The organism is Exiguobacterium sp. s26 (genome assembly GCF_018618235.1).
GTDB lineage: Bacteria > Bacillota > Bacilli > Exiguobacteriales > Exiguobacteriaceae > Exiguobacterium > Exiguobacterium chiriqhucha.
In genome coordinates this window covers 19,338-31,795 of the sequence record NZ_JACSLS010000007.1, presented here as the reverse complement: position 1 = coordinate 31,795, position 12,458 = coordinate 19,338, and the positions used below count along the sequence as shown (strand labels likewise).

The 12,458-nt window shown below is 52.9% G+C and carries 13 protein-coding genes and 1 tRNA gene; 8 read left to right on the top strand and 6 right to left on the bottom strand.

Translation table 11 applies throughout. The features are described 5' to 3' along the window. Window positions 1-19: 19 nt before the first annotated feature. Window positions 20-376, bottom strand: coding sequence for a PilZ domain-containing protein (locus KNP82_RS11420; protein ID WP_214755923.1), 357 nt, complete (start codon window positions 374-376; stop codon window positions 20-22). Window positions 377-521: 145 nt separating this feature from the next. Here KNP82_RS11420 and KNP82_RS11415 point away from each other — a divergent pair, with 145 nt between their 5' ends. Further along, complete coding sequence (locus KNP82_RS11415) at window positions 522-770, top strand: hypothetical protein (protein WP_029595550.1); 249 nt, start codon at window positions 522-524, stop codon at window positions 768-770. 31 nt (window positions 771-801) lie between these two features. Here KNP82_RS11415 and KNP82_RS11410 read toward each other — a convergent pair whose 3' ends face one another. From KNP82_RS11410 to KNP82_RS11390, 5 genes are all read right to left on the bottom strand, one after another. Continuing rightward, a complete protein-coding gene (locus KNP82_RS11410) occupies window positions 802-1,497 on the bottom strand; it encodes a queuosine precursor transporter (RefSeq protein ID WP_021067354.1) in 696 nt (231 codons plus the stop codon). Window positions 1,498-1,633: 136 nt separating this feature from the next. After that, window positions 1,634-1,704, bottom strand: a tRNA-Thr gene (locus KNP82_RS11405). A gap of 110 nt (window positions 1,705-1,814) precedes the next feature. Further along, on the bottom strand, window positions 1,815-4,187 hold the full coding sequence (locus KNP82_RS11400) for an immune inhibitor A domain-containing protein (protein ID WP_214828056.1): 2,373 nt from the start codon (window positions 4,185-4,187) through the stop codon (window positions 1,815-1,817). Window positions 4,188-4,331: 144 nt separating this feature from the next. Beyond that, complete coding sequence (locus KNP82_RS11395) at window positions 4,332-5,117, bottom strand: class I SAM-dependent methyltransferase (protein ID WP_029595547.1); 786 nt, start codon at window positions 5,115-5,117, stop codon at window positions 4,332-4,334. A gap of 38 nt (window positions 5,118-5,155) precedes the next feature. Next, the gene (locus KNP82_RS11390; protein ID WP_021067357.1) at window positions 5,156-5,467 is read right to left on the bottom strand and encodes a hypothetical protein; all 312 of its coding nucleotides are present in this window, start codon (window positions 5,465-5,467) and stop codon (window positions 5,156-5,158) included. 180 nt (window positions 5,468-5,647) lie between these two features. On the opposite strand from KNP82_RS11390, the gene KNP82_RS11385 reads away from it, so the two are divergent. The 7 genes from KNP82_RS11385 to KNP82_RS11355 all read left to right on the top strand — a co-directional run bounded on the left by KNP82_RS11385 (window position 5,648) and on the right by KNP82_RS11355 (window position 12,425). Further along, window positions 5,648-6,511, top strand: coding sequence for a cation diffusion facilitator family transporter (locus tag KNP82_RS11385; protein WP_021067358.1), 864 nt, complete (start codon window positions 5,648-5,650; stop codon window positions 6,509-6,511). A gap of 86 nt (window positions 6,512-6,597) precedes the next feature. Next, on the top strand, window positions 6,598-7,074 hold the full coding sequence (locus tag KNP82_RS11380) for a GNAT family N-acetyltransferase (protein WP_021067359.1): 477 nt from the start codon (window positions 6,598-6,600) through the stop codon (window positions 7,072-7,074). 47 nt (window positions 7,075-7,121) lie between these two features. Then, entirely contained in the window at window positions 7,122-8,108 is a 987-nt protein-coding gene (locus tag KNP82_RS11375) for a LacI family DNA-binding transcriptional regulator (protein WP_214828053.1), read from the top strand. 109 nt (window positions 8,109-8,217) lie between these two features. After that, window positions 8,218-9,162, top strand: a complete 945-nt coding sequence (locus KNP82_RS11370; RefSeq protein ID WP_029595546.1) for a carbohydrate kinase family protein — start codon at window positions 8,218-8,220, stop codon at window positions 9,160-9,162. Beyond that, the gene (locus KNP82_RS11365) at window positions 9,159-10,589 is read left to right on the top strand and encodes a sucrose-specific PTS transporter subunit IIBC (protein WP_214828050.1); all 1,431 of its coding nucleotides are present in this window, start codon (window positions 9,159-9,161) and stop codon (window positions 10,587-10,589) included. Before KNP82_RS11370 ends, KNP82_RS11365 begins: the two co-directional genes overlap by 4 nt. Window positions 10,590-10,607: 18 nt before the next feature. Beyond that, a complete protein-coding gene (locus KNP82_RS11360) occupies window positions 10,608-12,026 on the top strand; it encodes a sucrose-6-phosphate hydrolase (RefSeq protein WP_214828047.1) in 1,419 nt (472 codons plus the stop codon). 111 nt (window positions 12,027-12,137) lie between these two features. After that, the gene (locus tag KNP82_RS11355; protein WP_214755928.1) at window positions 12,138-12,425 is read left to right on the top strand and encodes a hypothetical protein; all 288 of its coding nucleotides are present in this window, start codon (window positions 12,138-12,140) and stop codon (window positions 12,423-12,425) included. Window positions 12,426-12,458 lie beyond the last annotated feature (33 nt).

Below are 12,458 nucleotides of genomic sequence, written 5' to 3'. Positions count from 1 at the left end.
AGTGTCAATCGACACGTTCTCATTGGTTTTCACGAGCATACGCTTTAATCATCGTCACGAGTTGCTGGGTCTCGTCTGAGTCTGATTCGAGTCGGATCCCGTAATCATATTGGCTTCCCATTTGTCCGCGGTGGCGGACGTGACCTGTCAGATCGATCGGTTGAATCAACGGGACGAGGTCGAGTTTGACTTGGACTTTCAGCCCTTCTGAAAGTGGGAATAAGTAGTCGCACCGCATCTTCAGACCGTGGGCACTGATATTGAGCAGTTGTGCTTCCCCGTCATGCAGTTCTTTGTCTTCCCAAATGAGGCGATATGGGATGAAGCGGGGATTCGGTAAAATATAGCGAAACGTTTCTTGTCGTCGATAGCGCATCGGTTCACCTCATTTCTCTACCTAGATTATCGGCTATTTGTGGCGATTCGTGAAGGGGGGAGCCACCAAAATTTAGGAAGCGCGGTTTACAGAATTGCAAACGCTTTCTATAATAGAAAGACAGAGTTGGTGAAGGAGGGATCGTATGAATGTCAAGGACTTACTCCGACGCTATTCGATCGACGAACCAATCATCTACGCGAAAAATCTACACGGGCAGTGGGTCAAAATCGAGCAACTGCCGCCCTACACCATACTAGAGGTCGAGGCGACGGACGAGGCCATCGAGGCGCTCGCCATCGACGCGTACGTGGCACTCACCGTTTGTCGGGAGAAATCGTCGCTTGAAGATGCACGCCCTTATGCGGTGCGGCTCCATATCAAAGGAAAGTAAAAACCGCGAGCCGATGGGCTCGCGGTTTTGCTTAGGCTGCTTCTTCTTTTTCGTCGTCCTGTGGGACGGTCCGTTTCGCATAATACATGAACGGCGTCGCCATCCAAGCGATGATGAACTTGGCGACATATGTCGTGATGAAGATGTTCCACCAGATATCCCATTCCATGCCCCAGAAGGCGATCGTACAGAAAGTGAGCGTATCGATGAACTGAGAGACGACGGTCGAACCGGTCGTCCGAAGCCACAGTTTTTTCTCACCCGTCTTGGCGCGAATCTTCGAATAGATGAAGACGTCGAACAGCTGCGAGACGAGGTACGCGGCGAGACTACCGAGCGTGATGAGCGGAAGCATCGAGAACAGCGCTTCGAAGCTCTCATGCATGAACAACGCCTCTTCAAACGGCTCATAGAGCAATGCGAATTGCATGAGCACGGTCGAGACGATCAAGATGAAGAAGCCGAGCCAGACGCCTTTACGGGCGGTGTGACGACCGTATTTTTCATTCAAGATGTCTGTCGCTAAATAAAGGGAACCGTAGACGATATTCCCGAGAGTAAAGATGAAGCCACCGATTACAATCTGCTGCGTCACTTGGATGTTGGCGACGACCGAGGCCATCGCAATCCAGGCGAACAGTCCGACGCGTCCGAACAGCTTGTAGCTGAGGACGAGCAGACCGAGCGTGAGCAAGGCAGAAGGAATCCATAACCATTCATTGTGCATGGGGATCGTACTCCTTCCAAATCATTCATTCTGTCAACTTTACAAGTTTATAGAGGAACGGAAACCGTGTCAAGACAGTTTCCATGACCAAAAGAAAAAGCGACCTGTCCTGATAAGGAAAGGTCGCTTCATTTGATGCCTCCGACGAGAATCGAACTCGTGCTGCAGCATTACCATTGCTGAGGTCTGCCACTAACCTACAGAGGCGGTTACATCTAGTATGTTACACAGTCTGTCATGAAATTTCAAGCTTTTTTAGAATAATAAGACCCCCGTCCTCCTCATGGTGAGAAGGGCGGGGGTGCGTTGAATCAAGCTTACTTCGTCCGGACCCAAACAGCTCCAGCCGAGTTGTCTTTCGCTTCGCCGACGACGTCGACGACGAGTCCGTATTGTGGAAGTTTACGGCCCGCATCTGGGATGAGCGAGTTGATGTACGTGTTGGCGTCGTTGAACTGTTTCACGCCTGGTTGAGCTTTGTAGTCATAGATGCCACGGCTCGGTGAATCGATGTACCATGGGAGCGTCTTATCTAAGCTGAACGCCGCATCTGCGATCTGGTAGCGCGTGCTGCCAGCGACTGTTTCTTGACCGTTCAAGTTGCCGATAAGGGCCTCAGGATGCGAGTCGACGACACCGAGGAAACCTTCACCCGGGTGAATCCCGACCCAGTTGTCTGTGAACGAATCATCCGCATACCAGACGACGAGACCTGTGTTGTACTTGACGCCACGGCCGTTCAAGAGACCTGTGTCTGCACCTTCATGGTTGCGCCATTCAAGGTAGTAGTAGTGAGGTTTCGTGTCATAGCCGTCCGACTTGACGAAACCGTCGAGTGTGACTTTCTCTGCGCCTTCCGCATCGTCTGCGAGAAGCGATTGACCGCCTGACGTAATCGACAAGTTGTCGAGTGCGAATCCTTCAAGGGCAAGTCCACCGTCTGTCACGTATTCGAAGACGATTTGCACGTCTTGACCCGCGAATTGAGACAAGTCGTACGATTTGTTCACCCAAGCACCGTTCGTCGATTCCGCACCGTTTCCAGTGTTGTCATCGCCGTAGACATCAAGGACGACTTCTTTGCCGCCGCTGAGTGCTTTCACGTACAAGTAGTCGTAGTCAAATTCGATATCGAAACGTGTGTCGAAAGCGAGCGTACCGTCCGCGCCGAGTTTGACCGTCGGTGTTGCGAGTTCGGTATGCAAGTTATCGCCTTTTGTCGAGTAGTAGTAATACTCGCCGAATGCTGGCTCGATACCTTTTACTTTCTTGTCTGGAAGGTTTACTTTCAACAATCCAGGGTTCGTCGATTTCGTCACGGATTGATCGAGTTTCGAGACGAAACCTTGTTGTGTGATGTCTTCAAGATCAACTTCCGTGATGTTCGCCCAGTTGCCGCCCATCAATTTTTGGAAGTACTCTTTGTTTTGTGGCGAGAAGCTCGTCGGCTCCGTACCTGCAACTTTACCAGCCCAGCTGCCGCCACTCATGATCGACCATGATTGGACCGGTTCGCCTTGACCTGTGTATTGTGTGTCGTATTCATCTGGAAGACCGAGGTCGTGACCATATTCGTGAGCGAAGACGCCGACTGCGCCGTCTTCCGGTTGAATCGTGTAATCGAATGCCGCCATTTGACCGCCCCAGTACGGGACGTCTGCTGTCGTTCCGGCTACGCGGTAAGGACTGTTGCCGACGACCCAACGGTGTGACCAGACTGCGTCATCACCGAGGACACCGCCCCCAGCTTCTTGGCCAGTACCAGCATGAATGATCATCAAGTGGTCGACCAAGCCGTCCGGCTCATTGAAGTCGCCGTCACCATCGAGGTCATAGAGATCGTATTCATCGTAATCTGCAAGGTTTAATCCTGACGCGACTGCCGCGTTCAACGTGTCTTTAACGAGTTGACGCGGACCTGGTCCGATGTTGTCATTCCCGCCAGCCGGATTGTCACCACCGTAGTCTTTCGCTGTGCCCGGGACAGTCAACCAGTCAGAAACCGTGCCGTCGACCGTGTAGCTGCCGCCCGACTGCTCTTCATAATACTGTTTGAACGTTTGGACTTTTTCACCGTTGAACAGTTCGAACGACTCGTCGCCGAACATATACTGCTCGTAGTGTTCTTTACTGAAGTTGTCGCTATAGAGATAACCTTCTTCTTGGACGACGTTGTTATGTTTGAAGTCGCTATACTCGACGAGAAGGACGAGGACTTTGTCTTCACGGACGGCGCCGTTATAGCCTGCCTGTTGGGCAGGATCGACTTTGACTTGACCGTTCGGCTTGCCTTTCCGATAGTTCGCTTGTCCTTTTTTCGCTTTGTCGAGGAGACGTTTCGATTCTTTCTCGAATTGGTTATGTATCTTCTCTTTTGCTTCAGCGGCTTTATCGTTCAAGCCGTGCTTATGGACGTCTTTCGCATTGCCTTGCTTCTTCTCGATATAGGCATCGACGGCCTTTTGGCGTTCGGTGGCCGAAAGCCCTTTTTTGATGACGCCTCGCTTCTCGAGCGCTTTGGCGAGCCGATCCTCATCAATGATGTTGTGATCGAATGGAGCATTCGTGCTCGGGGTTGGTAGCGGCGAGGCGGCGAGTGGAGCGGCACCGACGGCCGGGATCGCACTGACGCTCATGACCGATGTCAGCGCGACGGCGAGCGTCGTACGACGGATGGAACGTTTTTTCATTTGTACTAACCTCCTGTGAAAATAATGGGAAATTGTGTGAGCTTGAATCCAACATTAAACTTGTGTCAGATTAATGTCAATATTCAGAAAATAAGAATCGAAAAAAGAGACTTTCGTCCCGATTGGTCCTAAAGACCTAAGGGGTCAAGTCTCTACATCAATGATGCCGTAATGAAATTTGGATGTTTTGCGAACAATCCGTGTAAAACCAAACGTTTCGAACGTCTCACTCTCAAAATGAGCCTTTAGGACAATCCGTCTGGCCGCGACACGACGGGCCTCCGTCATGAGTTCAAGAGACAGTGGATTCGTGTTGGCGAGTGAACGTAATGGGTTCAAGTGAACCGATTCTGAAATCGTCTTTTCGAACATCGGATCGAAGTAGACGACGTCGAACGAATCGTCCGGGCATGATTTCAAATAGGTGAGGGCATCCGTCCAGACGACCTCGAGTCGACGCATCGCCTCATTGACCGCGTCGTGTTTCTCTTCCCAGACGGTCAAGCCTTCTTTGACGAGCATCGCGGTGACGAACTCACTCTCGAGACCGACGGCGCGACCGGTCGGACCGACGGCATGACTGAGGACGATGCTGTCCGAGCCGAGCCCGAGTGTGCAGTCGAGGACGCGGTCACCTGGTTTGATTGCGGCAGCATCGACGAGCGGGTCGTTCCCACCGCGCGCAAGTTGCTTCACACGGAAAACCGAGCTCGATGGGTGGAAAAAGAACGGTTCATCTCCGTCGAGTGGGGTATATTCGACACGGCGCTTATCAAAGACGAGGACGCCTGTCTGGTGGCGTTGCTTTAACGTGTCGATGGAGTGTTTGCGTCGGGGGATAAAACGGACGTCGTACGTTGCTGCGTGAGCCGCGGCCCGTTCGATGGTTGCCTCGGTCGGGCGTAAACAAGTCGTAACGATATAGGTCATAGCATCTCCTTACTGAAAAAATGAGACGCGGAGGCGTCTCATTTTTTCTTGCTGAGTAAATCCGACAATTCATCGATGAGCGCCTTATGCGAGGCGAGTTCTTTCTTCTTCTCATCATTCGGGTTGATCGGGCGTTTCGAGCGGCTTTGAAGCGCTTCGAGCGTCTCATCGATTGACGATTTGAGCGTATCACGATCTTCCGGCTTGAGCGTCACTTCATGCGGGTTTTCACCGCTTGCGTCGAGTTCACGCAGACGAGCCATCAACTGTTTTGCTTCTCGGTTCAAATCGGCGAGTAATCTGTCAATTTGTTCCAAGCGAAGCTTGATTCCATCACGTTCTGTAAACATTCGTTTCACCTCTTTTGTTGGGTAACCGTTAGGTATCTTCTCATTTACTTTACCATAATTATCGAAAGACGAAACTACCGGGAATATATTCCATTTTATTTGACTGAGGAAAACACTGTTTCTCTATGCCCACACGACATTCGACTGGTATACTAACTTAGCTAATAAGGAGGTGGTCGGATGCAGTCGACAACTCATCCACCAAAAGCGCTCAAAGGCGCCATTTTATCCATCACGACGTATTTGGTCTTATCTGTCCTAAAAGTCGTATTCGGTTATTTGTATAATTCGGAAGCCGTCCTCGCCGACGGATTCAATAACACGACCGATATCATCGCTTCAATCGCCGTTTATATCGGCATTCGCATCGCCGCACTGCCCCGGGACGCGGAACATAAATACGGGCACGCCAAGATGGAGACACTCGCCGCACTCGTCGCATCACTGATCATGGTCGCCGTTGGGGTGTTCGTTCTATTGAACAGTATCGCCACTCTGATTGGGGGCGAATACGTGGAACCGAACCCGCTCGCGGCCGTCGTCGCGTTCGTGAGTGCGCTCGTCATGTTCGGCGTATATGCGTACAATTCGAGATTGGCCAAGCAGACCCGGTCACTCGCCTTGAAGGCGGCAGCGAAAGACAATCTCGCCGACGCCATGATTTCAATCGGGGCGACGCTCGGCGTCCTGTTTGCCTACTTTAAATTGCCGTGGATGGATACGGTGCTCGCCGTCCTCATCGCGGGGATGATTATCCGGACGGCGATTCAAATCTTTCTCGACGCGACCCATCAGCTCTCGGACGGGTTCCCACCGGACCTTGTCGATTCGTATGAAGAGACGATCCAACACTTTGATGCCGTCAAGGAAGTCCGTGAAATCAAAGGACGCCACCTCGGCAATCACGTGATGCTCGATGTGACGATTGCCGTCGAAGGAAGCCTCACCGTCGAGGAGGCGCACGATTTATGTGATGACATCGAGCGCGAACTCGACGAACACCATGCCGTCGATACAGTCCACATTCACATCGAACCGGTCTGATTTCGGTTATCTTTTGCGCTTCACGGCGCCGTTCGTATATAATGAGTGTGGAAAGACAATGAGATAACTGTTAAGGAGGGCACGGGATGGAAATCGTGCGTCAACCTATTCGTCAGATTGATGAGATCGAATATGAGCATTTTAAAAAATACGGTCAAAGTTCCTACGGCATGTCAGCCGAAGAGTTAAAAGGCATCTTTGTCGAGATGGGCGAAGAGCAGGTGTACTCAGCCGACGCCCATAGCTATGGGGAGGACTTCTATTACGACCTCCGTGTCGATGGTCAAGTCGTCGGAAAAGTGTTGCTCTTGAAACTGGCTCGCGTCTATCAGCTTGATTTGATGGTGTTCGACCCATTCAAAGACAAGGGTTATGCGACTGAAGGGCTTCGCCTCGCGCTCGAGCAGTCCGATTTGAAAGAAGGGCATACGGTCCGCGCCGGCATCCCGCCGACGAGTCCGCATCAGGAAGCGGTACGCCATGTCCTCGAGAAGAACGGCTTCGAGAAACGGAACGGCCTTTATTATTTAAACTTTAAAAAACGATATGTAATCAACCATTGAACTGACGGCGTCTAACGCGTCAGTTTTTTCGTATGGAGGTTTTTGAGATGAAACAAGTGACAATCAACGACATCGCCAAACTGGCCGGGGTCGCGAAAAGCACCGTCTCCCGTTACTTGAACGGGGGCTCGGTCGGACAGGCGACCCGCGACAAGATTGAGCGCGTCATCCAAGAGACGAACTATGAGCCGAACCAGTTCGCGCAAAGCTTGAAGTCGAAACAGACAAAAATGATTGGTGTCATCGTACCGCGGCTCGATTCCTATGCTGCTTCGCGGACCATGATGGGCATCGATGAACGACTGACCGAACGCGGGTATCAAATGCTTGTCGTCAACACGGCCCAACAGACCGAACGGGAAATCGAGCAACTGTATAACTTGGCGAAACAGAAAGTGGCCGGCATCATCTGGCTCGGGACGACCGTGACGGAGCGACACTTGCAGGCAATACAAGACATTCAAATCCCGGTCCTATTGATCGGTCAGGAACATGGACACGTTCATAGCCTCGTATATCCCGACTTTGACGCGGCGTACGCCCTCGGAAAGCAGTTCATGGATTGGGGACATCGCGACATCATCTATGTGGGCGTCGAGGAGTACGACATCGCCGTCGGTCAAACGAGACGTGATGGTTTCTTACGCGCCTTCAACGAGGCAGGGGCGGATGTGAAGACGTACACGACGTCATTTAAAATCGATGACGCGATTCCGATTGGGGCTCAGGTAGGGCATGAACTGTCGGCGTCACTCGTCGTCTGTGCGACCGACAACATCGCACTCGGCGTGTTGAAGGGACTTGCCAACGCCGGCAAAACGGTCCCGGGCGACATCTCGGTGAGTGGATTTGGAGGCTATGATTTCACCGAAGTGCTCCATCCGTCGATCACGACGGTCCACCTCCCATACCGTCGGACCGGCTCTCACGCGGCTGACATGATTCTCCAGTTGTTAACAGGTGACACCATCCCGATGAAAACGTTCACAACTTTTGAATTAAAACTGCGCGAAAGCGTTGACATTTTAAATTAAATCGTTTACATTTGTGTTGCGGAACCGGTTCCGCAACATTTTTTATTTATTTTTGGAACCGGTTCGACAGATGCTACGAAGCAATACATTCAGACATGGAGGTGGACGGATGAATACCGTACATTGCATTGGTGAACTATTGATTGATTGGGTTTGTGAGGACGCGTCGAGCGACCTCGTCAACGGGACGACATTCGTGAAGAAAGCAGGAGGCGCACCGGCAAACGTCGCGGCCGTCGTCAGCAAACACGGTGGAAGCTCGAGCTTCCTCGGTCAAGTCGGGGCTGACCCGTTCGGCCGATTTTTAAAACAGACGCTCGTTGATAACGGTGTCGGCGTCGAGAACCTCGTTGAGGAAGGTGACACGACGTTCGCGTTCGTCTCGATTCAAGAAGACGGAGAACGGGACTTCACGTTCCGCCGCGGCAGCGACGGTGACTACGCGTTCGAGTCGATTGACTTGTCGGCATTCAAGCCTGGAGACATCGTCCATTTCGGGTCGGCGACGGCGCTCCTCGACGGCGAGTTAAAGAACGCCTACTTCAAACTTCTTCAGTTCGCCAAACGTGACGGCCTGTTCGTCTCGTTCGATCCGAACTACCGTGACGCGCTTGTGACCGACCTCGAGGCGTTCAAACAAGATTCGCTCCATTTCATCGCTGAATCCGACTTCGTCAAATTGAGCGAAGAAGAGGCGCACTTGTTGACGGGGCTTGAAGATTTGAATCAAGCGGTCGCGTCACTGCTTGAAGCGGGTGCGAAACGAATCGCCATCACGCTCGGCTCGCGCGGGACGCTGATTGCGACGAAAGATGTCAAAGATGTCATCGCTTCAGTGAAAATCGACAGCGTCGATTCGACGGGAGCGGGCGACGCCTTCGTCGGAGCCTATCTATATCGGTTGTCGACACTCGGGATGGATGACGACCGACTCTTGCAGGACATCGAATATGCGAACGTGACCGGTGCATTGACATGCACGGCATACGGCGCGATTCCAGCCATACCATCACAACAACGCGTGCTTGAAGCGCTAGGAGGGAAACCAGCATGAACTACAGACAAGAAGCAGAAGCGATTTTAGAGGCAATCGGCGGAAAAGACAACGTCGCCGCCGCGGCCCACTGTGCGACCCGGCTCCGCCTCGTCTTGAACGACGAATCGAAAGTCGATGAGAAGAAGTTGGACGCCTTAGACGTCGTCAAAGGGACGTTCTCGACGGGTGGCCAATATCAAATCATCATCGGTACAGGTACGGTCAACAAGGTATACGCCGAATTCGCTCAACTGACAGGCCTCGGCGATATGTCGACAAGCGACGTCAAGTCGGCCGGTGCGAAGAAAGGCAACCCACTCCAACAGTTCGTTAAGATGTTGTCTGATATTTTCGTCCCGATCATCCCGGCCATCGTCGCCGGTGGTCTCTTGATGGGGATCAACAACTTGCTCACGGCACCTGATTTGTTCTTCGAAGGCAGCTCATTGATTGACCAGTACCCTGGCATCGCCGACCTCGCCGCGATGATCAACACGTTCGCCAACGCCGCCTTCGTCTTCTTACCTGTCCTGATAGGTTTCTCCGCCGCCAAGCGGTTTGGGGGTAACCCGTACCTTGGCGCCGCGCTCGGGATGATCATGGTTCACCCGGATCTCGTCAACGCCTACGCGCAAGCAACGGTTGGCGATATCCCGGTTTGGAATATTCTCGGCTTTGAAATCGAGAAGCTCGGTTACCAAGGACAAGTGTTACCGGTCCTCGTATCCGCTTATATCTTGTCGAAACTTGAAATCAATATCCGTAAATTCATGCCAGCTTCACTCGATATCTTGCTCACACCGCTCCTCTCGCTCCTCATCACAGCGTTCGTCACGTTCGCTTTCGTCGGACCGATCACGCGTGAAGCGGGTAACTTGATGATCGACGGTCTCGTTTGGACGTACGACTCACTCGGCTTCTTCGGCGGTCTCGTCATGGGTCTCTTGTACGCACCAATCGTCATCACAGGGATGCACCACAGCTTTATCGCCATCGAGACACAACTTCTCGCGGATATCGCCCGCACAGGCGGGTCGTTCATCTTCCCGATCGCAGCGATGTCGAACGTCGCGCAAGGTGCGGCCACACTCGCCGTCTTCTTCTTGACACGTGATCAAAAGATGAAAGGTGTCGCTTCGGCATCTGGTATCTCGGCACTCCTCGGAATCACGGAGCCGGCCATGTTCGGGGTCAACTTGAAACTACGCTATCCGTTCATCGCGGCCATCATCGGCTCAGGAATTGCCTCGGCGTTCATCGTCGGACGTGAAGTCCTCGCCGTCGCCCTCGGTGCGGCAGGTCTTCCAGGGATTATCTCGATTGCACCAGCGTCAATCGTCTCGTATATCATCGGGATGGCCATTGCCTTCGCGGTCGCCTTCGGATTGACGTTCGTGCTCGCAAAACGCCAAGCGAAAAAAGAAGCAGTAAAAGAAGCAGCTTAACAAAAAGGAAGTGATGTTATGAGTTGGACGAAGGCAGAGCGTTATCGCTCGTTACGTGACGTGAGTGCCCTCGAGATGGAGACGCTCCGCACAAAGACGGCGGCTTCCCCGTGGCGGTTCGGATACCATATCCAACCGCCGACGGGACTCCTGAACGACCCGAACGGATTCACGTATTACAACGGGGAATATCACATGTTTTATCAGTGGTTCCCGCTTGGACCGGTACACGGTCTCAAGCATTGGTATCATGTCACATCGCCCGACCTCGTCACGTGGACGGACCGCGGGGTGGCGTTAGTCCCGGAGACGAAAGAAGATTCACACGGTGCCTATTCAGGTAGCGGGTTCGTGAAAGACGGGGAACTCCACGTCATGTACACGGGCAATCACCGGACGGATGACTGGACGCGTCACGCCTCGCAGGTCATCGGTGTATTACGAGACGGCAAAATCGAACGTCGGAACGTCGCGATCCCGGACGTGCCGGCCGGGTACACGGAACACTTCCGTGACCCGAAAGTATGGCTCGAGGACGGCATCTATTACGCCGTCGTCGGCGCACAACGCACGGACGAGACAGGATGCGTCGTGTTGTACCGCTCGATCGACTTGGATGAGTGGACGTTTCTCGGTGAGATTAAGACGGGACTCGATTCGTTCGGCTACATGTGGGAATGTCCCGACGTGTTCGAACTGAACGGACAGCATGTCCTCGTCTTCTCGCCGCAAGGGATTGAACCGGACGGGCATCGCTATCACAACATCTATCAGTCCGGATTCTTGATCGGCAAGCTCGACCTTAAAACGTTGACGTTCACCCACGGCGCGTTCGAGGAACTCGACTTCGGTTTCGATTTCTATGCGCCGCAGACGACCGAACAAGACGGACGTCGCGTCCTCGTCGGATGGATGGGCTTGCCTGAGATCGAGTATCCGACGGACCGCTTCGGCTGGGCACACGCCTTGACGCTACCGCGAGTGCTCACAATTGAGGACGGGATGCTCAAGCAGCGTCCGGTAACGGAGATGACAACGCTTCGCCAAGACACATTCCTCGATGCGTCTGGAACGTCAATCAGCGTCGCGACACCGGAACGGTACGAGCTGGAGCTGAAAACGGACGGCTTAGACTTCAGCCTCGACTTGCTTCAAGTCGGCGACGAGTCGCTCGTCATCCGTTACGACGCGTCGGCGGGCGAATTGACAATCGACCGGACGAATGCCGGCGAGCCGTTCGCGACCGAGTATGGCACGACACGGACGAAAGCGATTCATGTGACGTCGCTTCACGTGTTCGTCGACTCTTCAAGTGTCGAATGCTTCGTCAATGACGGTGAGGCGGTCGCCACACTCCGCGTCTTCCCTAGTGAGCTTGAGAAACAGTTGCGCTACGAAGGCGCGACTGCGAGCCTGACCGGTTGGACGTACCAATAAGAACAAGCTGAGCTTCGGCTCGGCTTTTTTTTGTTTGTCTATAAATGAAGTGGCTTGTGTTACTCTGAGAATATGTAATAACTTACATATTAGATAGGGGACGGTTTAGACATGTGGATGATTTTAGGATTGCTCGCGATTGGCGCGACACTGGTCAATTTGTATACGTTTAGCGTCGGGAAAGATTATAAACTGCCGATGGCGCTTGCGTTATCGCTGACCGCGTTGACGGTGTGTGCAGATTACAGTTATTTGTCGGTCTGGGTCGAAGCGGAGGATTGGGGTGCATTGGCGGATGTCATCCCCGGCATGGGACGGGCATTATGGGTGCTCACCAGCATCTCTATTATCTTGAACCTGTTGCCGATTTTCTTGGAGCGAACGCGGAAACAGGCATGAATGATATGATGTCAAAAATTGTGAAACCTTTCG

Bases quoted from the DNA above. Each gene is read 5' to 3' on its own strand.
- KNP82_RS11375 (WP_214828053.1), top strand. From the start codon at position 7,122: ATGAAACAAGTGACAATCAACGACATCGCCAAACTGGCCGGGGTCGCG.
- KNP82_RS11370 (WP_029595546.1), top strand. From the start codon at position 8,218: ATGAATACCGTACATTGCATTGGTGAACTATTGATTGATTGGGTTTGT.
- KNP82_RS11385 (WP_021067358.1), top strand. From the start codon at position 5,648: ATGCAGTCGACAACTCATCCACCAAAAGCGCTCAAAGGCGCCATTTTA.
- KNP82_RS11420 (WP_214755923.1), bottom strand. From the start codon at position 376: ATGCGCTATCGACGACAAGAAACGTTTCGCTATATTTTACCGAATCCC.
- KNP82_RS11400 (WP_214828056.1), bottom strand. From the start codon at position 4,187: ATGAAAAAACGTTCCATCCGTCGTACGACGCTCGCCGTCGCGCTGACA.
- KNP82_RS11390 (WP_021067357.1), bottom strand. From the start codon at position 5,467: ATGTTTACAGAACGTGATGGAATCAAGCTTCGCTTGGAACAAATTGAC.
- KNP82_RS11355 (WP_214755928.1), top strand. From the start codon at position 12,138: ATGTGGATGATTTTAGGATTGCTCGCGATTGGCGCGACACTGGTCAAT.
- KNP82_RS11410 (WP_021067354.1), bottom strand. From the start codon at position 1,497: ATGCACAATGAATGGTTATGGATTCCTTCTGCCTTGCTCACGCTCGGT.
- KNP82_RS11360 (WP_214828047.1), top strand. From the start codon at position 10,608: ATGAGTTGGACGAAGGCAGAGCGTTATCGCTCGTTACGTGACGTGAGT.
- KNP82_RS11415 (WP_029595550.1), top strand. From the start codon at position 522: ATGAATGTCAAGGACTTACTCCGACGCTATTCGATCGACGAACCAATC.
- KNP82_RS11365 (WP_214828050.1), top strand. From the start codon at position 9,159: ATGAACTACAGACAAGAAGCAGAAGCGATTTTAGAGGCAATCGGCGGA.
- KNP82_RS11380 (WP_021067359.1), top strand. From the start codon at position 6,598: ATGGAAATCGTGCGTCAACCTATTCGTCAGATTGATGAGATCGAATAT.
- KNP82_RS11395 (WP_029595547.1), bottom strand. From the start codon at position 5,117: ATGACCTATATCGTTACGACTTGTTTACGCCCGACCGAGGCAACCATC.